The 20,355-nt window shown below is 61.1% G+C and carries 16 protein-coding genes; 9 read left to right on the top strand and 7 right to left on the bottom strand.

Features of this window, described 5'->3' with window-relative positions; translation table 11 throughout:
* Nucleotides 1–97: 97 nt before the first annotated feature.
* Nucleotides 98–781, bottom strand: a complete 684-nt coding sequence (locus ARC39_RS09795; RefSeq protein ID WP_236545214.1) for a GntR family transcriptional regulator — start codon at nucleotides 779–781, stop codon at nucleotides 98–100.
* Between the two features lie 171 nt (nucleotides 782–952).
* Between ARC39_RS09795 and ARC39_RS09790 the strand changes: the two genes are divergently transcribed.
* From ARC39_RS09790 to ARC39_RS09765, 6 genes are all read left to right on the top strand, one after another.
* A complete protein-coding gene (locus ARC39_RS09790) occupies nucleotides 953–2,038 on the top strand; it encodes a polyamine ABC transporter substrate-binding protein (protein ID WP_068113753.1) in 1,086 nt (361 codons plus the stop codon).
* A 72-nt stretch (nucleotides 2,039–2,110) separates the two neighbouring features.
* Complete coding sequence (locus tag ARC39_RS09785) at nucleotides 2,111–3,262, top strand: ABC transporter ATP-binding protein (RefSeq protein WP_068113751.1); 1,152 nt, start codon at nucleotides 2,111–2,113, stop codon at nucleotides 3,260–3,262.
* A 4-nt stretch (nucleotides 3,263–3,266) separates the two neighbouring features.
* Nucleotides 3,267–4,163, top strand: coding sequence for an ABC transporter permease subunit (locus ARC39_RS09780; protein ID WP_068113742.1), 897 nt, complete (start codon nucleotides 3,267–3,269; stop codon nucleotides 4,161–4,163).
* Nucleotides 4,160–4,978 carry an ABC transporter permease subunit gene (locus ARC39_RS09775; protein WP_068113741.1) on the top strand — a complete coding sequence of 273 codons (819 nt, stop codon included), beginning with the start codon at nucleotides 4,160–4,162 and terminating at the stop codon, nucleotides 4,976–4,978. The genes ARC39_RS09780 and ARC39_RS09775 overlap by 4 nt, the downstream gene beginning before the upstream one ends.
* Nucleotides 4,979–4,998: 20 nt before the next feature.
* The gene (locus ARC39_RS09770) at nucleotides 4,999–6,342 is read left to right on the top strand and encodes an NAD(P)/FAD-dependent oxidoreductase (RefSeq protein ID WP_068113740.1); all 1,344 of its coding nucleotides are present in this window, start codon (nucleotides 4,999–5,001) and stop codon (nucleotides 6,340–6,342) included.
* 426 nt (nucleotides 6,343–6,768) lie between these two features.
* Nucleotides 6,769–7,623, top strand: a complete 855-nt coding sequence (locus ARC39_RS09765; RefSeq protein ID WP_068113726.1) for an inositol monophosphatase family protein — start codon at nucleotides 6,769–6,771, stop codon at nucleotides 7,621–7,623.
* 20 nt (nucleotides 7,624–7,643) lie between these two features.
* Here the strand turns inward: ARC39_RS09765 and ARC39_RS09760 are convergent, their stop codons facing one another.
* The 6 genes from ARC39_RS09760 to ARC39_RS09735 all read right to left on the bottom strand — a co-directional run bounded on the left by ARC39_RS09760 (nucleotide 7,644) and on the right by ARC39_RS09735 (nucleotide 17,992).
* Nucleotides 7,644–10,706 (bottom strand): efflux RND transporter permease subunit, encoded by a 3,063-nt coding sequence (locus tag ARC39_RS09760; RefSeq protein WP_068113722.1) that lies wholly within the window; start codon nucleotides 10,704–10,706, stop codon nucleotides 7,644–7,646.
* A 12-nt stretch (nucleotides 10,707–10,718) separates the two neighbouring features.
* A complete protein-coding gene (locus ARC39_RS09755; RefSeq protein WP_078059185.1) occupies nucleotides 10,719–11,792 on the bottom strand; it encodes an efflux RND transporter periplasmic adaptor subunit in 1,074 nt (357 codons plus the stop codon).
* The gene (locus ARC39_RS09750) at nucleotides 11,789–12,268 is read right to left on the bottom strand and encodes a MarR family winged helix-turn-helix transcriptional regulator (RefSeq protein WP_068113719.1); all 480 of its coding nucleotides are present in this window, start codon (nucleotides 12,266–12,268) and stop codon (nucleotides 11,789–11,791) included. The genes ARC39_RS09755 and ARC39_RS09750 overlap by 4 nt, the downstream gene beginning before the upstream one ends.
* Before the next feature lie 228 nt (nucleotides 12,269–12,496).
* Nucleotides 12,497–14,047 carry a murein biosynthesis integral membrane protein MurJ gene (gene murJ / locus ARC39_RS09745; RefSeq protein WP_068113716.1) on the bottom strand — a complete coding sequence of 517 codons (1,551 nt, stop codon included), beginning with the start codon at nucleotides 14,045–14,047 and terminating at the stop codon, nucleotides 12,497–12,499.
* A complete protein-coding gene (locus tag ARC39_RS09740) occupies nucleotides 14,044–16,863 on the bottom strand; it encodes a [protein-PII] uridylyltransferase (protein WP_068113713.1) in 2,820 nt (939 codons plus the stop codon). Before ARC39_RS09740 ends, murJ begins: the two co-directional genes overlap by 4 nt.
* Nucleotides 16,823–17,992, bottom strand: a complete 1,170-nt coding sequence (locus ARC39_RS09735) for a penicillin-binding protein activator (protein WP_068113709.1) — start codon at nucleotides 17,990–17,992, stop codon at nucleotides 16,823–16,825. The genes ARC39_RS09740 and ARC39_RS09735 overlap by 41 nt, the downstream gene beginning before the upstream one ends.
* Nucleotides 17,993–18,086: 94 nt before the next feature.
* Between ARC39_RS09735 and rsmI the strand changes: the two genes are divergently transcribed.
* From rsmI to gshB, 3 genes are all read left to right on the top strand, one after another.
* Complete coding sequence (gene rsmI, locus ARC39_RS09730) at nucleotides 18,087–18,977, top strand: 16S rRNA (cytidine(1402)-2'-O)-methyltransferase (protein WP_068113706.1); 891 nt, start codon at nucleotides 18,087–18,089, stop codon at nucleotides 18,975–18,977.
* Nucleotides 18,974–19,327 (top strand): YraN family protein, encoded by a 354-nt coding sequence (locus ARC39_RS09725; protein WP_068113703.1) that lies wholly within the window; start codon nucleotides 18,974–18,976, stop codon nucleotides 19,325–19,327. Before rsmI ends, ARC39_RS09725 begins: the two co-directional genes overlap by 4 nt.
* 65 nt (nucleotides 19,328–19,392) lie before the next feature.
* The gene (gshB, locus tag ARC39_RS09720) at nucleotides 19,393–20,349 is read left to right on the top strand and encodes a glutathione synthase (protein WP_068113699.1); all 957 of its coding nucleotides are present in this window, start codon (nucleotides 19,393–19,395) and stop codon (nucleotides 20,347–20,349) included.
* Nucleotides 20,350–20,355 lie beyond the last annotated feature (6 nt).

Raw genomic sequence — 20,355 nt, 5'->3', positions numbered from 1 at the left:
TTCGAGCCGCCGCAGTATGGTTGGGGGGTGCCAAATGTCAGTCCGGCAAACGGCTGATTTCGATACCCCAGGACTTATGATCAAATTTAGGGGAGAGTCAACGAAACCGGACCTGGTCCTGCTGGCCCTCCGATTCTGTCAGCGACAGACGAATCTGCTCCAACCCCTGACGAATGTCCTTTTCAACATATGCACAAACCTTATGCGGGTCGCCCGCGGCGAGTGCATCCATTGCCGTGTCGTGGAAATCGGGGAGATTCGAAGTGCCGTAACGTCCGCAGACGATGCGCAGGGAGGGGCCAACGCGCAACCAGAGGCCGCCAGCCAACGTGAAAAGAACGTCTGCGTCAGCCTGTTCGTACAATCGAAAATGAAAGCGGTAATTGTGCTCAAGGTACCCCTTCACATCGCCGCGTTCGATAGCCAAGTCCAACCGAGAATCGATCTCTGCAAGGTCTTCAGTGAGCGCAGAATCGGCATTCTGAGCGGCGCGAAGCGCGAGTTCCGGTTCAATCGCCAGCCGTGCGAAACTGATTTGTTCCAGTTGGTTAAGTGTCATTTCCGGAACGCAGATGCGACGGTTCTCGAGATTTTCCAGCGCGCCTTCGGCGATAAGCCGACGGATCGCTTCCCGGACGGGTGTCATGCCCGCACCGATGCGTTCCTTGAGGCCATGGATGGTGACCGACTGACCGGGGGCGACTTCGCCGAATAGGATCATGTCGCGCAGGCGTGCGTAGATTGCCTGATGCTCCGGGGTCTTTGACTCTTGCGTGGTCACGGTTGTTGCCTTTTTCTCAGTCAGGGACCATCGGGAAACATGGCGACGGCGAACTTCGGGCTTGCATTTTCGGTCCTTCAGCGGAAGCTTGCGTCGAAAAGCAGCGTTTGATCAAATAAAATATCGGGCCGAGACCTGAGAGAGACAACGAACGATAATGGGAGTTCATCCATGAAACAGGGAATGATGGCGCTGATGGCGTCGGTGTCGGTGGTGGCAAGTGCCGCCACGGCGGACGAAGTCCGCGTTTACAATTGGTCCGACTACATCGACGAGGGCCTGCTGGAGAAGTTCGAGGCCGAGACCGGCCTTGATCTCGTCTACGACGTCTTCGACAGCAACGAAGTGCTGGAAACGAAGATGCTCGCCGGTGGGTCCGGCTACGATGTGGTTGTCCCGACCGGCACGTTCCTGCAGCGTCAGATCGTGGCCGGCGCTTTCCAGAAGCTCGACGCGGGCAAGCTACCGAACGCGGAAAACCTCTGGGATGTGATACTTGATCGTACAGAGCAGTACGACCCGGGCAACGAATACGCGATCAACTACATGTGGGGCACCACCGGTATCGGCGTAAACGTCGGCAAGGTGACTGAAGCCCTGGGAGAGGATGCGCCGATCGACTCCCTGGAATTGGTGTTCAATCCGGAAAACATGGAGAAGCTCGCGGATTGCGGTGTGCACATCCTCGATGCGCCGACCGAGATGATCCCGGCCGCACTGAAGTACATTGGCGAGGATCCGGACAGTCATGACCCGGACGTGATTGCCAAGGCAGAGGCCGTTTTCATGGCCGTCCGGCCATACATCCAGAAGTTCCACAGCTCTGAGTACATCAACGCTCTCGCCAACGGTGACATCTGCGTGGCCGTTGGTTGGTCCGGGGATGTCCTTCAGGCGCGCGACCGTGCCGCCGAAGCCGAGAATGGGGTGGAAATCGCCTACCACGCTCCCAAAGAGGGCGCGCAAATGTGGTTCGACATGATGGCAATCCCGGCGGATGCGCCGAATCCGGATGGGGCGCACGCCTTCCTGAACTTCATCATGGACCCGGAGAACATGGCCGCGGCATCCAACTACGTCTACTACGCGAATGGCAACAAGGCGTCGCAGGAATTCCTTGAGGAAGATGTGATCGGCGATCCGGCCATCTATCCCGACGAGGCAACGCTGGAGAATCTCTTCACGACGACGCCGTATCCGGCCAAGGTCCAGCGCGTCGTGACGCGGCTTTGGACCAAGATCAAGTCCGGTACATAACACTCCCTCATCCGACCCCGCGCGCCTCTGGCCGCGGGGTCTTCTCCTTACTTCAGCCCGTACGGAGTTGCGATGTCCGAACCAGCGCCTTCCACCGGACCAAGTGTTTTTGCGCCATGGAACGACCCGGCCGAACGGCCGTTGATCCAGTTTCAGAACGTCACCAAGCGATTTGGCGATTTCACCGCAATCGACAATCTGACGGTGGACATATACGCGCGGGAGTTCTTCGCCCTGCTTGGACCATCGGGCTGCGGAAAGACCACGTTGATGCGTATGCTCGCCGGGTTCGAGACGCCGACCGAAGGGTACATACTGCTCGATGGGTCGGACATAGGCTCCGTACCGCCCAACAGGCGCGCGGTGAACATGATGTTCCAGTCCTACGCGCTGTTCCCCCACCTGACCGTCTCCGAAAACATCGCCTTTGGGCTGAAGCGGGACAAGTTGCCGAAGGACCAGATCGCCGCGCGAGTCGATGAAATGCTGCGTCTTGTGCAACTCCAGAAATTCGCCGGGCGAAAGCCGCACCAGATTTCAGGAGGCCAGCGGCAACGGGTGGCCCTGGCCCGCAGCCTCGCAAAGGCGCCCAAACTCCTGTTGCTCGACGAGCCGCTCGGAGCGCTCGACAAGAAGCTCCGAACGGACACGCAATTCGAACTCATGGAAATCCAGGAGACAACGGGCACCACATTCGTGATCGTCACACATGATCAGGAAGAAGCGATGACCGTGGCCAGCCGGGTCGCCGTGATGGACCACGGCAAGATGGTTCAGGTGGATACGCCCGACCGGATCTACGAGACACCGAACTCCGTCTACGTGGCCGACTTCATCGGCGACGTGAATCTGGTGGAGGGCACGGCCTCAGCGCATCACAGGGACGGCAAGATCGAGATCCACTGGGCAGAAGGAAAGCCGCCCATCGTTGGAACGCCGATGCAACCCATTGCCGACGGGACCCGCTGCACCTTCGCTATTCGCCCCGAGAAGGTGCACATCTCGAAAGAGCACCCCGAGGGAAAGTCGAACATCATGCAGGGCAAGATCATCGACATCGCCTACCTTGGCAACATCTCCACCTACCATGTGCAGATCCCGACCGGAGAAATCTTCAAGGCCCAGACAGCAAACACCCGCCGGATCGAACGCCGCAAGTTCACCTGGGACGACGAGGTCTGGCTCTGGTGGAGTGAAACGGCCGGTGTGGTTTTGACGGGATAGGCCAATGAACCCGCGCAAGGCCCTCTTGATCCTCGTCCCGTACATGTGGCTGCTGGCACTGTTTCTGGTGCCTTTCGTCATCGTTCTGAAGATTTCGCTCTCGGACGTTGAACTTGCGATCCCGCCCTATACACCGACCCTGGATATCTCGGCCGGTTGGGCCGGGTTGAAGGACTTCCTCTCACAGCTCGACTTCGAGAACTACGTCTGGCTGACCCAGGATGACCTCTACTGGAAAGCGTACCTTTCGAGCCTACAAATTGCGGTGGTGTCCACCTTTTTGACGCTGCTGGTGGGTTTCCCGATCGCTTACGGCATGGCGAATGCGCCGGACGAATGGCGCCCGACGCTCATGATGCTGGTGATCCTGCCGTTCTGGACGTCGTTTCTGATCCGCGTCTATGCGTGGATGGGCATTCTGTCCAACGAAGGGTTCCTGAACCAGTTCCTGCTCTGGACCGGACTGATTTCGGAGCCACTGACGATCCTGAATACCAACACGGCGGTCTACATCGGCATCGTCTACACGTACCTGCCGTTCATGATCCTGCCGATCTACTCCACGCTGGAGAAACTTGACGGCTCGCTTCTGGAAGCTGCCGAAGACCTTGGCTGCACGCGCACGACAGCTTTTTGGCTCGTGACCCTTCCGTTGTCGCGCCCGGGCGTGATCGCCGGTTGTTTCCTTGTGTTCATCCCGGCTCTCGGGGAGTTCGTGATCCCGTCGCTCTTGGGCGGCTCGGACACGCTGATGATCGGCAAGGTTCTGTGGGAGGAGTTCTTCTCGAATCGCGACTGGCCGGTGGCCTCGGCCGTGGCGGTCGTGCTCCTGGCGCTCCTGATTATCCCGATCGTCCTTTTTCAGCGCCAGCAGGAACGGCAGCAGGAGGCGGAGAAATGAGGCGTCTGACGTGGTTCAACACCGTCTCCCTGACCTTCGGCTTCGCCTTCCTTTATGTGCCGATGCTGATCCTCATCATCTTCTCGTTCAACGAGTCCAAGCTGGTGACGGTCTGGGCAGGGTTTTCGACCAAGTGGTACGGCGAGCTTATTCGCAACGAGGCCTTCCTCGATGCCGCCTGGGTCACACTCAAGGTCGCCGTCGCATCCTCAACTGCGGCAACAATCCTCGGTACGATGGCGGCGCATGTGATGGTGCGTGGGGGACGGTTCTTCGGCCGCACGCTGTTTTCCGGAATGATCTACGCCCCGCTCGTCATGCCGGAGGTCATCACCGGCCTTTCGCTCCTGCTGCTCTTCATCGCCATCGGGTTGGATCGCGGCGTCTTCACGATCGTTCTGGCGCATACGACCTTTTCCATGTGTTACGTCTCCGTGGTGGTCTCCTCGCGCCTCGTGTCCTTCGACCGGTCGGTGGAGGAGGCGGCCCTCGATCTTGGCTGCACGCCGTTCGAGGCCTTCCGACTCGTGACCCTGCCGATCATCCTGCCCGCGGTGATCTCTGGCTGGCTGCTGGCTTTCACGCTGTCGCTCGATGATCTGGTGATTGCTTCCTTCACAGCCGGTCCCAGTTCGACGACGCTGCCGATCAAGATCTTCTCGTCCGTGCGCCTCGGCGTCAGCCCGGAGATCAACGCGCTTTCAACGATCATGATCTGCATCGTTGCGGTCGGCGTGATTGCCACTTCCGTGATGTCCAAACGAGCGATAGCCCGGCAGGCACGCGAGGAGAAGGCGGCGATGCAGGCCGCCTGACTCCCCGAAGAATACCTGTCGTGAAACGGATATATGAAGACATGGCCTACGGGCCGCGGCCGGTCGAGGAAAACTACTGGCGTACCACCGTCACGGCGGATGCGGCGCCCAAGTACCAGTCGCTCGACGGGCCGGTCCGGTGCGACACGGTCGTGGTCGGCGGTGGTTATACCGGGCTCTGCGCGGCGCTGTATTTGGCCGAGGCCGGGGTCGACGTCGTCGTTCTGGAGGCGGAGGAGCCCGGCTGGGGAGCGTCCGGGCGGAACGGCGGCTTCTGTTGCCTCGGAGGCGCCGCACTCGACGATAGAGCGCTGCGGAGACGATACGGCGAAGCGGATGCGCACGCGTTCAGTTCCGCGAAACGGCAGGCTGTCGATCTGGTGGACGGGCTACTCGACCGTTTGGGGATTGATGCAGATGTGCATTCAGAGGGCGAGACGATCCTGGCCCATCGCGCATCCGATGTCGCCGGACTTCGGCAGACGGCGCGCGCAATGCAGGCGGACCAAAATGTGCGCTGCGAGTTCCATTCGGCGGCAGAGATGGCGGAACAGGGGCTCGCCAGCCCAGAATTCCACGGTGCTCTGACGATCCCGATCGGGTTCGCTCTGAATCCGCTGAAGTATGCGCTCGGCCTCGCCCGCGCCGCCGCATCGGCTGGTGTGCGTCTGTTCGCAAATGCGCGCGTGCTTGGCATCACGCGGCATGGCGCGGAGTGGTGTCTCTCCACCGCTGACGGCCGGGTGCAGGCAAAACGGTTGCTCATGGCAACCAACGGCTACAGCGCGGACGACCTGCCCAACTGGATGGCGGGCCGCTACCTGCCGGTGCAGAGCAATATTCTCGTGACGCGCCCGCTTACCGATGCGGAGATCGCGGCGCAGGGCTGGACGTCCGCGCAGATGTGCTATGACACGCGTCGCTTGCTGCATTACTTCCGGCTTATGCCGGACCGCCGCATGTTGTTCGGGCTTCGCGGTGCCGTGCGGGCAAGTGATGCCGCACTTGCTGAAACCCGTGCTATGGCGCGGGCGGATTTCGACAGGATCTTCCCGGCGTGGCGTCACGTCGAAACACCCTATTTCTGGTCTGGTCTTGTGGCCATGGCCCGCGACCGGACTCCCTTCGCAGGGCCGATCCCGGGGCTGGAAAACGCCTTTGCCGCCATGTGCTACCACGGAAACGGCGTTGCAATGGGCACCTACGCGGGAACCATCATGGCCGAACTTGCATTGGGCCGGGCGGTGGAGCGCCCTTTTCCGGAATTCATGCGCCGGCCACTGGCCCGCTTTCCACTTGGGCGCTATCGTCGGTTGCTTCTTCCGGCCGCCTACAGCTGGTATCGGTTTCTTGACAGCCGGTAGGCGTTGCCAGACTTCACGGTGTCGTCGGCGTGGGTCGGTCCGGGAGTGGTACAGACGCGTCGGTCAGCGCCACGGTATCGGTGGGCCGATCAAGGGCGGCCGCCCAATCCGGAAGTGCCGATCACGACCCGCTTTCCGCATAGAAAATCTCGAAGGCCTTCTCGGACCCGTGGCGACAACGGTGCATGTGGTCGATCAGGCTTCTACCGCCCCCGATGGCGTGGAAACGGCGCGCATGCGCACCTTTTTCGGTTCGCTGGAGTCTGCACGGTGGATGGTTGCCTGTTGCGGCGATACCGACGATGCTGCGCGCGATGGCCACAACACGGTCTGCGGCAGGCTTCACGCTGCCGGTATCTGAGTCGTTCAGACCGATGCGCCGGAAGACCTGGCGTGGTGACCCGCCAAGCGCATAGGAGATGCTGCATGATCCCCACTACTGACCAGGAACGCGACCTGGTCGAAGCCGTTCGCGCTGCTGCGAAGGCCGAAATCCTCCCGCGGTTTCGCAACCTCGACACTGCGGCGATCGACACGAAAGCCAACGCCGACGATCTCGTAACAATTGCTGACCGCCGTGCGGAAGAAGCGATCACGACAGCCGTCGCCCGGATAATGCCGACTGCGGAAGTCATCGGCGAAGAGGCGGTGGCCGAGGATTCTTCTCTGCTCGAGCGGATCGGGCTGGCAGAAACTGCGGTGATCATCGACCCCATCGACGGCACGTGGAATTTCGCAATGGGGCTGTCGATTTTTGGCGTCCTGCTGGCCGTAACACACGAGGGTGAGACCGTGTTCGGCCTTCTCTATGATCCGGTCAATGACGATTGGGTAGTGGCGCGGCGCGGCGGCGGGACGTGGTTCTGCACGGCGGATGGTCGGAAACGGCAGCTACACCTGGACGCGGTGGTGCGCGGCGAGACCAAGTTCGCTGGCTACGGAGCCCCGGCATTGCTGCCAGAGCACATGCGCGAGCGTTTTCAGCTCGATTTGCTCAAGCGTGGACGTGTGATGGACCTGCGTTGCGCCTGTCATACCTATCGAATGATGTGCTTCGGCGTTGGCAACTTCGGTATCGACCTGAAGCTGATGCCTTGGGATCACGCGGCTGGTGCCTTGGCCTTCACCGAAGCAGGCGGATGCGTCGGGCTCTTGGACGGGCGGGATTATCGCCCGACCATTCATGATGGGTACATGCTTTCGGCCCGGGATGCCGAGACCATGGATCGCATGCGCAAGGACCTCGCGTGGATGGCGAAGCCGGCCGCGCTGCGGGAGTAGACCGGACGCGCCGAGGCCCGCTACGCCGCAACCGCCATCTCCGTTGCGGCGTGCCGGCGCGACTCCAGCCGTTCCTGGTTGCGGAAGAAGATGTAGTACAGGACCGGTGCCGCCACGAGCGTCAGCACGGTGGCGAAGGCCAGCCCGCCCATGATCGTCACAGCCATCGAAACGAAGAATGCGTCGGTCAGAAGCGGGATCATGCCGAGGATGGTCGTTGCCGCCGCGAGGACCACGGGGCGCAGGCGCGAGGTTGAGGCCCGGATGATCGCTGGTTTCAGCTCCATCCCCTCACTCCGCAACAGGTCGATCTCCTCGACCAGAACGATACCGTTCTTGATCAGCATGCCCGAAAGGCTGAGCAATCCGAGTAGCGCCGTGAAGGAGAAGGGCAGGCCGGTTGCGCCGAGCCCGATCACAACGCCGTTCACCGACATTGGAACCAGCAGCCAGATGATGAGGGGCTGGCGCAGCGCATTGAAGAGCACGATGGAAATGAGCACCATGATGAGGAAGCTCATCGGGAGTTGTTTGCCGAGCGCCGCCTGGGCCTTGGCCGAGTTCTCGTGCTCGCCGCCCCAGGCCATCTGGTAGCCAATTGGCAATTCCATCGCCTCCACGGCCGCGCGGATCTCGTCATGCACCGTCGCGGCGGTTACGTCGTCCGTAATGTCGGCGCCGATTGTGATCGTCAGTTGCCTGTCCCGGCGGTGAACGAGCGTGTTTTCGGGGATGAACTCGAACCCGTCGATGACCTGTTCGATTGGCACGAATGTGGTCGCGGCGGACGAGTAGACCACCTGATCCATCAAGGTCAGGTTTGCACCTTCGCCTTGGCGAACGATGATTGGAATTAGGCGGTCGTTTTCGCGGTACGTACCGGCACGGAAACCGTCGGTCGCGTATTGGAGAATACCTGAAATATCATCCCGGGTAATCCCAGCCGATTGCGCACGATCGGTCGAATAGATCGGACGCAGCACGAGTTCCAACTCGCGCCAGTTGGTACGTACCGACGTGATGTGATCGGATGCATCCTCCATGACCTTGGCCGCGTCGGATGCCAACTCCCGGAGAACCTGCGGATCGTTGCCCGAGATGCGGAGCTCGATCGGATCGCCGCCGCCGGGGCCGAAGATGAGACGTTTCGTCCGGAATTCTCCAGCAGGCAGCACCTCGGCGCCGAAGGCGTCCAGATCCGCCTTGAGGGCTGGGATCTGGTCGAGCGATTCAGTGCGCACGATCATGTGCCCGTAGGTCGGGTTCGCGTTTTCGGCTTGGTAGGTCAGCATGAACCGCGTCGCGCCCTGACCCACGAAAGTGGTGTAGGAGACCACATCGTCACGATGGCTGAGCCAGTCCTCGATGCGTGCCATCTCGTCGGACGTCGCCTCGATGGATGCACCCTGCGGCAGCTTGTAGTGGACGAAGAAAAGTGGCGTGTTGCTGTCGGGGAAGAATTGTTGCGGTAGTTTTGCGAAGGCGTTGAAACAGACTGCGGTCAGGGCGATCAGACCCACAACGACGAGCCAACGCATCCTCAGGGCGAGGCCCAATGTCCATCCGAACAGGCGGAAGAGTGGGCCGCCATAGGCATCATGAGCGCCTTCGTCGAGTTCGCGGAACAGCGCGTTGCCAAGATAGGGTGTAACCGTGACCGCCAGAATCCACGAGAGCATCAACGAGATACCAATGACCGCGAAGAGCGAAAACAGGAACTCGCCCGTGGCGTCCGGGCTGGTGCCGATGCCGGCAAAGGCCATGATGCCGATTACGGTTGCGCCGAGCAACGGGATCTGGGTCTTGCGGGTGGCTTCATCGGCGGCCTCGCGACCGTTCTTTCCGTGCAACATGGCCACCTGCATCCCCTCGGCCACCACGATGGCGTTGTCCACCAGCATTCCCATCGCGATGATCAGCGCGCCAAGCGAAATCCGTTCCATCTCAATCGTAAAGAGATCCATGAAAAACACGGTCCCGACGACGGTTAGCAACAGGGTCGTCCCGACCACGACGGCTGCGCGCCAGCCCATTGCGACGGCCAGAACCGCGACAACGATTCCTACCGACATCGAGAGATTTATCAGGAAAGCGTTGGATGCTTCCTCCACCACCACATGCTGCTGGTAGATCGGGCTCATCTCGACACCGAACGGTATCTCGCCATCCAGTTCGGCCAATCGTGCATCCACGCGTTTGCCGACGTTCACGATGTTCTCGGTCGAGAGCCCCGCTATCCCGAGCGTGAAGGCATCCGTGCCGTTCTGCCGTATGATAATCGAGGGATTGTCCTGGCGTCCGCGATAGACATCGGCCAGATCGAAAAGGTTGATGACCTCTCCGCCGACCCCGACGGTGAGGCCGGCGATTGCTGAAACCGTGTCGTCGCCCCGAGGCCGTTGAATGATCGTGCGGGATGGCAAGTGGTCGACGGCGCCTGAATCCGAAACGGAATCCGCCCCGGCAATCGCGGCGGCCAGCGCGGAGGGCGAAATGTTCTGGTTCGTCGCGCGCGACATGTCGGGTTCGACGAACACGGCTTCTTCGGGCAGGCCGGAGACGTCCACGTCCGCGACCCCTTCCACGGCGAGAAGCTCGCGCCTGAGAAATGTCGCGAGTTCGTGCCTTTCGGCGTCCGAAAAACCTGGCGCGGTGATTGCGTAGAATATCCCGAAAACATCACCGAAGCTGTCGTTGACATATGGCGCATTCACGCCGTCAGGCAGCGTCGCATCGGCCACGCGGTTGCGCATGTCAGTCCAGATCTGGGGAAGCTCATCCCCATCGTAGGACGATTTCATCTCGACTTCGATCAGCGAATAACCGGGGCGGTTCATCGAGGTGATCGTGTCGACCTCGCCCATTTTTTGTATCTCGGACTCGATCGGTTCGGAGACCTCGGTTGCCACTTGCTCTGCCGTGGCGCCCGGATAGGTGGTGATGATAACGGCATTCTTGATGGTAAAGGCCGGGTCTTCCAGCCGCCCGATCGAATTGAATCCCCAGATCCCGCCCAACAGGCAGCCAAGGATGATGAGCCACGAGTAGATAGGCCGCTCGATGGAGGCGCGTGCGATCGTCATGTCTGCAAATCCTCAGTTGCCGAAACCGACGAAACGGCGGACTTTCATGTCATCGGACAGCGCGGTTACACCGGCGAGTACGATCTCTTCCCCGGGCGTGAGCCCGGAGGTCGCGCGCACTTCGCCATCGTCTGTCGGTGTGACGGTCACGATGCGCCTTGTGAGGTTTCCTTCCGCGGCGCCCTTGGGCTCGAACACGTACACATAGGTCGTACCGTCCGGTGCGATCCCAACCGCCGAGGCGGGGATGACAATGCCCATCGAGTGCTGTTGAAGCGTGGCAAATACCGTCACGGACGAACCCGGCAGAACAGAGAACCCCTTGGGCGGCTGCATTCCGAAAGTCGCCCGATAGGTCTGACCGATGGCGGATGTTTCGGCGGTCAGTTCGCGGATTTCGAGCGGATAGAGTTCATCGGAAAAGGGGAACTTCGCCCGTACATCAACGTTTTCGGCAAGATCGGCCTTCTGGACGAGGACTTCGGGCACGTCCACTTCGACGCGGATCTCTGACATGTCGTGCAGCCGTACCACGGGCGTGCCCGCCGAAATCGTGGTGAAATTCTCCACGCTACGCGAGGCGACGAGGGCGTCGAACGGTGCATGAAGCGTGGCGTCGTCCAATGCGATCTCGGCGTTCTCCAGCGCGATTTCCGCCAGGTTTGCCGAGGTGACGGCGTCGTCGATTGCGACTTGCCCGACGGTGCTGCCTTTCAGCTTGTTCAGGCGGTCAACGGTTCTGTCAGCCTGCTCCTTCTGGAGTTGTGCCTGCTGCAGCGCGAGTTCAAAAGGGCGAAGATCGAGCTGCGCAACGAGGCCGTCTTCCCCGATCGACGCACCTTCAATGACCGGGAACTCCTGGATCTGGCCGCCCACCTGGAAGGCGAGATCCACAGTTCTTCGTGCCGCAACCTTTCCAAAGAACTGGCGGTTGAGTGTAGACTGGTCTGCCTCGACCAGCATCAGCTTGACCGGCTTGAGTGCGATCGCGGCAGGAGTATCGGGGTCCATCTCCTGCTGGGCAATAGCCGCGAGGGCTGCCAAAGCGGCAATTGCGACGACTGCGAGAGGTTTCAGCTTGTTCATATTGTCAGCCCCTTCGAGAAGCCGGATTGTAGAATGTGCTCGGTTACGGCATCGAAAACATCGGCCATTTTGTCGATCTCGGCCTCGGAAAGGCCCGTCACCTTCCTGAATTGGGCAACGATCACACTGATGAGTTCCTCCCGGGCGGACGCGCCCTCGTCCGTCAAACGGATTTGCCAGGCGCGCCTGTCGTCTGGGTCGCGTTCACGCACCAGGTATCCCTTCGCTTCCAGAAGGTCCGCGCATGCCGTGATACCGGAGGGCTGCATGTTCAGATCCTCTGCCATCTGGCCCATTCTGCGCGGCACACCAAGTTTGATCAGCAAATGCCGTTCCTGTTTCGAGAGCTGCGCGCTTGTATTGAAGTCATCCATGCGCGCTTCGATCTGTCGCGTGAGCAGAAGGTTCCCGAAGATGATCCGGAGTTCTGGCGGAGTAAAAACGTCGTCGTCACAGGTGGGTAGGTTCGGGGGCATCGATTCTCTCCATTCGACCCAACTAATACTTCAAAAAATGAACTATTCAACACTTGTAACTTATTCATGTGTGAAAGTTCTGACGGCTATGCATCCGGCGCGTCATCTCTTGCGAGTTGCGTCGGTATCCATGCCGCACAGCGACGGGCGCCAAACGAGGAGATGCCAACAGGGAACCGGCAACGGCCCGTGCGAGTCGTTGGCGTAGAGCGCTTCGAAGCGTCTGTACTAGGTAGTGGACCTGCGTTGCATGGCGCGTCGGATTTCGCCAAGTTGCGTGGCGCCGATGGCTTGAGCCGTCGCGAAATAGCTGACGATGCCAACACCAACGAGAATCGCAAGCGCTCCGTAGCGAACACCACTCCGGTAGAGCGAGTCTCCCAGAACCCATTCGGCGGCGACGAGACAGGCGGACATGATCGCACAGGCGGCCAGGATACGCCACGCCCGGGATCTCAGCCGTGTGTCAGGCTTCACTGCGGTACCCATTCCACGAGAGCCGCGCCACAGGAGCGCGACCATCGCCCAACCTGCAATCGTCGTGGCCCAAGCCGCTGCCTGGAACCCGATCAACGGGGCGCCGCCGATGGCAATGAGCGCGTTCAAGACCATAGCCACAAGCGCAAAGTTGAAAGGTGAGCGCGTGTCATGCCGAGCGAAATAGAGCGGTTGAAGAACCTTTTGCAGCACGAACGCCGGCAATCCGGCACCATAGATCGCGGTAACTTGGGCCGTACGAGCGGCGGCCTCCTGACTGAAAGCGCCCCGTTGATACAGCACTGAGACGATAGGATCGGCAATAACGATCAACGCGGCGGCGGCCGGAAGGGTGAGCAGCAAAGCAAACTCGGTCGCCCTGTTCAGCGCGTTGCGGCCACCGTCCGTGTCTCCTGCGGCGAGACGCCGGGACAAATCCGGAAGCAGCACGACACCGATGGCAATTGCCACGACGCCGAGGGGAAGTTGGTACAACCGATCGGCGAGGTTCAGGTATTGGATCGCGCCCTCGAAATAGCTGGCGACCTGCCTTCCCACCAGAAGGTTCACCTGCACCACGCCACCTGCCAGCATCGCGGGAGCTGCGATCCGGGCCAACCGCTTCATCTCCGGCGTCACTCGCGGCTTTGCCGGAAGCAATTGAAAGCCGGCCTTGGCGGCAGCCCACCAGACGAGCGCGAATTGCACAATGCCTGCGACGGGAACTGCCCAGATCAGGAACGTGCCGAAGTCGCTACCTGTCGTTTCGGCAAGAAACATCGCGCTCACGAGGATCACATTGAGCAATACCGGTGCCGCGGCGGCTGCCACAAAACGTCCCGTGGCGTTCAGTACGCCCGAGAGGAGGGCGGCGAGTGAAATGAAGAGGATATAGGGAAACGCGATGCGCCCGAAATGCACCGCCATGCCGAACCGGTCGTCGGCGGCGAATCCAGACGCCATCGCCAGGACCAGCCAAGGCATGGCAAGTTGCGCCAGAAGCGTGAAGACGATCAGCACCGAGGCCAGCCCGTTGAAAGCATCCCGGGCAAATGCCTTCGCATCCTCCTCTGTTTCCAGTTTCTTGGAGAACATGGGCACGAAGGCCATGTTGAACGCGCCCTCGGCGAAGAACCGACGGAACATGTTCGGCAGGCTAAAGGCAATCAGGAAAGCTTCGGCGACAGGTCCGTCGCCGAGCCGTGCCGCGATGACGATATCTCGCACAAAGCCGAGAACCCTCGACATCAGGGTCCAGAACCCCACGGTCAGGAACCCCGCCATCAGGCGGATTGGCTTCATTCTCCCCGCGCCCTTTCAGCGCCGCGCTCAATGGCGCGGATCAGCTTTTTCTCGAGCGAGCGTTGCTTGCTCTCAGAGAAGATCTTCAGACCGAACATGTCCTTGACATAGAATGTGTCCACAACCTGGGCGCCATAGGTCGCGATCACCGCCGACGCGATGTAGATATTGGCGTTTGCTAGTGTGCGGGTGAGATCGTAGAGCAGGCCGGGCCGGTCGCGCGTATCCACCTCGATCAGGGTGTAGATCTCCGATCCCTCGTTGTCGAAATGGATCGACGTCGGGAAGCGGAAATCCCGCTCCCTGCGTTTCTGCTTGTCGCGTTTCTTCAACGCCTGCGCAGGAATGACCTCTCCCTTCAAGGTCTTGTGGATCATCTGGCTAAGTCTTGGCAGTTTGTCCGCTTCGTAGGGGGCGCCGTCGCCGTCCTGGATCCAGAAAATCGCCGTCGCGTAGCCGTCCTTGGTCGTGTACGTTCGCGCGTCGACCACGTTCGCGCCAACAAGCGCCAACGCGCCCGCAAGCCGCGAGAAGATCCCCGGGTGGTCCGCTAGCGAAAAACATGCCCGGGTCGCGTCTCGGCCGAGGTCAGGTGTCAGGTCGATGCGGATCTCGTCGGTTGGTAAACCCTTCAGCTGGCGGGCGAATACCACGTGTGCGTCGGAGTGGAGCCCTTGCCAATAGGGTCCGTAGTGACGTTCGATCTCTGCCGTCACCGCGTCCTCCGGCCAGTCCGACAGCGCGGTACGCAGTACAGTCTGTGCCTCTTCCCCGATGTTGTCGCGATTCAGTTCTTCGAGACCGCCCTCAAGCGCATCCGCGGTCTTGCGATGCAATGTCCGAAGGAGTTGCGCTTTCCAGTTGTTCCAGACGTCCGGGCCGACGCCGCGAATGTCGCAAACAGTCAGAACGGTCAGAAGATCGAGCCGCTTGCGTGTCTTTACCGCCTTGGCGAAATCGCGAACGGTGCGCGGATCCGAGATATCGCGTTTCTGCGCCATGTCGGACATCACCAGGTGGTAGCGTACCAGCCATTCGACGGTGCTCGATTCTTCTTCATTCAAGTCGAAGCGTTGGCAGACCTGGCGCGCAATGCGCGCGCCAAGTATCGAATGATCCTCGTCTCGTCCCTTGCCGATATCGTGCAGCAACACGGCGAGGTAGAGCACCTTCCGGTCGACGCCTTTCTTAAGGATTCGAGATGCGACGGGCAGCTCTTCGACGAGTTCGCCATGTTCGATCTGTGCAAGTATCCGGATGCACTGGATCGTATGCTCATCCACCGTATATGCGTGATAGAAGTTGAACTGCATCATCGCCACGATGGGCTCGAATTCCGGCATGAATGCAGAGAGAACGCCAAGTTCGTTCATTCTCCGGAGCGAGCGTTCGGGATTCCCATGGTCGAGCATAAGCCGCAGGAAGATGCGCACCGCCTCGGGATCTCGCCGCATCTTGGCGTCAATCCGGTCGAGGTTAGCAGAGACAAGCCGCATCGCGCTTGGATGAATGAGCGTGTCCGTACGCAAAGCTTCGTCGAACAACCTCAGGAAATTGAGGTTGTCTTTCAGGAAGGCTTCGTCGTCGATGATCGCCAATCGTCCGCCGCGGATCTCGAAGCCGTCGCGGAGGCTTGTGCGGCGTCGGCGCAACCAGGAGGCCAACACCGGCGGCCGCTTCGTGTGGGCCGTTTCCAGGGCAGTCAGGAAGATACGCGTCAGTTCGCCGACCTGTGTCGCGTGGCGGAAGTAATCCTGCATGAAGTGTTCCACCGCCCGACGTCCGGAATGGTCGGTGTACCCCAGCCGCTCTGCCACCGGGACCTGCATGTCGAAGGTCAGTTGGTCAACGGCACGACCGGCGACGAGATGTAGATGCGCGCGGCAGGCCCAGAGAAACGTTTCTGCTTGTTCGAAGCCCCAGAACTCCTCCGGGGTGAACACACCCAATCCGACCAACTCGTCGATCCGCTGGACCCGGTTCGTGTATTTCGCAATCCAAAACAGGGATTGCAGATCGCGCAGCCCTCCCTTGCCTTCCTTGATATTCGGCTCCAGCATGTATCGCTGGCCGCCCTGCTTGCGATGACGCTCGGCACGTTCAGTGAGCTTGGCCTCGACGTAGTCCTTTGCGGAGCCCTTGAAGAGATCTGTCCAGAGCCGCTCGGTCAATTCGTCCGTCAGGGCCGAATCGCCGTCCAGATGGCGCATCTCCAACAAGCTCGTACGGATCGTGTAGTCTTCCTTGCCGAGCTTCAGACAATCACGGATCGTGCGGGTGGCGTGGCCGACCTTCAGGCGAAGATCCCAAAGGATGTAGAGCATTTCCTCGACGACATGTTCCACGCCAGGGGTAACCTTGCCGTCGCAGAGAAACAGCAGGTCCACGTCGGAATGGGGCGCCATCTCGGCGCGGCCGTAGCCGCCGACCGCAATGATCGCCATCTTCTCCTTCGAGCGCCGTTTGGTTTCGCCCGAGAGCAGCGTTTCGGCCGTCCAGAACGTGCTGCGTACAATGCAATCCGTAAGCCAGGCATAGGAATGCACGAGTTGACGGGCCGCGCGCGGCGACTTCTCGAAAGCCGACTCGATCGCGGTGCGACCGCCGTTCAGCGCTTCGGCGAGTATCTCGGTAGCACGTGCGCGCCGCCCGGTGCCTTGCTTGCCGGCAACCGCGGCAGCAAGGCGGTCGGGTAAGCCTGCGGCGTCGAAGATTTCCGCAGGCGGGCGGATCAGGTCCTGGGGTGGCGCCGGGGCAACGAGGGCAGGCGTCGGCTCAGAAGCCGAAGCCGCCGAAGCTTCTTGGGGCAGGGTCAATGACGGTTACCTGGTTGTTCTGGATCTGCCCGACCGCGAGGCCGCGCTGGTTTGTCCCGTTCGGTCGCAAGCGGAATATCCCGCTCACACCGACGAAACCTGAGCCCTGAGTGAGTGCCGAAGCGGTCAAGGCGTCGGATTGCCCCTTCCCGACGAGCGCGCCAATGGCGGCGATCCCATCATAGGCAAGGCCGGCCAGGGGATGCGGCGCACTGCCGAAGGCTGCGCCGTACCTGTTGCTGAAATCGGCGTTGAGTTGCGGGTCCGGCAGGGCCAGCCAGGCGCCTTGCAGCCCGGGCTGCGACAGTGCGGCCGTCGGAATGTCGAGCCGTGTGAGGCCGATGAACTGCTGGTCGGGCGCGCCGATGCCGTTCTCCGGTAGGAGCTGCGCGAGGTAGCTCATCGCACCGTCGTTGTCGGACGTGAAGAAGATCGCGTTCGCGCCGGAATTCTGCACCTGCTGTCCGATCTGTGGCACGGCGGCCACGATTCCCTGTTGGGAGAAGTCGAAGGAGGCGCTGCCAGCAAGTCGGGCGCTGCTGTTGTTGACCGCGCGCACGATGGCGTCGCGTCCGACCTCTTCGTTGGCGGTGCGGGCGTTCAGAACGAATATGTCGCCGCGCCCGCGGGACGCTGCATAGCGCACCAACCGGTCGGCTGTATTGTCGAACGTATTGCCGAGCACGAAGACATTTCCACCGGCGATGGAGGCATTGTTGGAGAATGACAGAACGTTCAGACCACGGCTTGCCACGGCAAGCCCTGCGGCGTTGGCCGCTTCGGAATAGAGCGGTCCGAGGATGATCTTTGCGCCGTCATCGGCGGCCTGGCCGGCGGCAGTGGATGCGCCCGCGGCGTTGCCGCCAGTGGCGTAGACACGTAGATCAATTTGCGCGCCAGAAAGGTCCGAAATTGCCATTCGCGCTGCGTTCTCAAGGCTTTGCGAGACCACGGCGTCGCCGCCGGCCCCGCCGGGAACGAGCAGTGCCACGGGCACTGGTGCGCCAGTGTCAATCTTCGGCCCGCCTCCAACAGAGGGGCCGGTATCGCACCCGGCGAGGAAAACGGCGGCCGCCAGTGCCAGGCCGCGGCTTGCCAGTGCAATAGGCATTCTCAATGCAGAAAACATGGGCTAAATCTCGCTCTTCATGGTCGGGTCCCTGGTGCCGTGCTCGCAGGCCTCGGAACGGCGCCGACCGTAAGCTGTGGAGGGCGCCAAGTAAATGTCTGAGACGGATCGAACCCCGATCTTCCGGGTGACGGACCTGCCGGCCGGCATCCACTTCGTCGCGACCCCGATCGGTGCGGCGCGCGACATCACGCTACGTGCACTCGACATCCTTGCATCGGCTGATGTGATCGCGGCTGAGGATACCAGAACGCTGCGGCATCTGATGGATCTCCACGGCGTCCCGCTCAACGGCCGGCCCGTGGTCGCCTATCACGACCACAACGGAGCTGTGCAGCGGCCCAAACTCTTACGGATGGTCGACGAGGGAAAGTCGGTCGCCTATGCGTCGGAAGCTGGCTCGCCGCTGGTGGCGGACCCGGGGTATCAACTCGGACGAGAAGCTGTCGAAGCAGGATACTTCGTGACCTGTGCACCTGGTCCGTCTTCTGTCCTGGCAGCCCTTACCCTATCCGGATTGCCCAGCGACCGTTTTCTCTTCGTCGGGTTCCCGCCGGCTGCTGCCGGCGCCAGACGATCCTGGCTGGATAGGCTTTCAGCAGCCGATGCGACGCTGATCCTGTTCGATTCGCCGAAACGTATTAGCCGGTTGTTAGGTGAAATGGCGCAAAGCTTCGGTGAAGACAGGCGCGCGGCGCTGTGCCGTGAATTGACCAAGCGGTTCGAGGACGTGCAGCGCGGCACCTTGGGCGAGCTTTGTCAGTCCGTGACGGATCGTCCGCCCAAGGGCGAGATCGTGCTGGTGGTTGACCGGGCGCGGCAACGCTCGGCGGATCCGCTCGAGGTCGAGGCAGCGCTTCGCCACGCGTTGGAAAGTCAGCCGGTAAAGGCCGCGGCGGCCGAGATCAGCGAGCGCTACGGAATCGCGCGTCGCGAGGCTTACCAAACCGCTCTGCGTCTGAAGGAAGAGGACGACGAAGAATGAGCGGATCGGTTTCCTATCATGCGGGACTGGCCGCGGAACAGATCGTTGCACGTCACTACGAGCGATCCGGGAAGCCGATTGCCGAATGGCGGTGGCGCGGTCAAGGCGGTGAGATCGATCTGATTGTCAGGGATGGAGAGGGCCTGATTTTCGTGGAGGTCAAGAAAGCAGAGGATTTCGCCCGTGCGGTGCAACGGGTTTCGCCGCGCCAGGTTGGCCGGATTGTCGCGGCGGCGGCAGAATACCTCGGCCAGATGCCCAAGGGCGAGTTGACCGATGTGCGATTCGACGTGGCAATGGTCAATGGACGGGGAGAGTTGCAGGTCGTCGAGAACGCGTTTGGGCCCTGAGACGGACGGTTGCCTCCTCGCGGCGCATCGGCCATGAAGTCCATGTGCCCAAGGGAGCCCGCAAGATGTCACTCAAAATCGCCTTTCAGATGGACCCAATCGCCGGTGTCGATATCGACGCCGACAGCACGTTTCGCCTCGCCGAGGAGGCGCAGGTGCGGGGCCACGAGCTCTTTTTCTACACGCCGGACCGCCTGACATGGCAGGAAGGGCGCGTCATTGCTCGCGGACAGCCAATCACGGTGCGCCGGCAACGCGGGGACCATGTGTCGCTCGGCGAAGAGACATCGCTCGATCTGGGCGGGATGGATGTTGTCTGGCTGCGCCAGGATCCGCCGTTCGACATGGGGTACATCACGACCACCCACCTCCTGGAGCAGTTGCTGCCCGGCGTCTTGGTCGCCAATGACCCGTTCTGGGTGCGCAACTGTCCTGAGAAGCTGTTGGTTCTGCAGTTTCCCGACCTGATCCCGCCGACGATGATCGCACGTGACCTGGCAGACCTGCGTGCGTTCAAATCGGCGCATGACGACATCATTCTGAAGCCGCTCTATGGAAATGGCGGGGCGGGCGTTTTCCGGTTGGATCCCAACGACCGCAACCTCGCGTCTCTGCACGAGTTGTTCGCGTCTCTCAGCAGTGAACCGCTGATTGCTCAGAAGTTCATCCCCGACGTGTCCAACGGCGACAAGCGTGTGATCCTCGTTGACGGCGAGCCAGTCGGGGCAATCAACCGCGTTCCGGCAGCGGGAGAGACACGCTCCAACATGCACGTGGGCGGACGGCCGGAGAAGGTCGCCCTTTCCGATCGTGACAGGGAGATCTGTGCCGCCATCGGTCCGGTTCTGCGGGAGCGTGGACAGATCTTTGTCGGGATCGACGTGATTGGAGAGTACTTGACGGAAATAAACGTCACGTCGCCAACGGGTATTCAGGAACTGGAGCGGTTCGACGGGATCAACGTTGCCGAGAGGATCTGGCAGGTCATCGAGGCCAAGCGGGGTGCGGCGTCGGCCGCTTGACCGCGC

Source organism: Tropicimonas marinistellae, from assembly GCF_001509585.1.
Classification (GTDB): domain Bacteria; phylum Pseudomonadota; class Alphaproteobacteria; order Rhodobacterales; family Rhodobacteraceae; genus Tropicimonas; species Tropicimonas marinistellae.
Note: the sequence above shows the minus strand (reverse complement) of the source record. Positions and strands in the feature narration are given on the sequence as shown.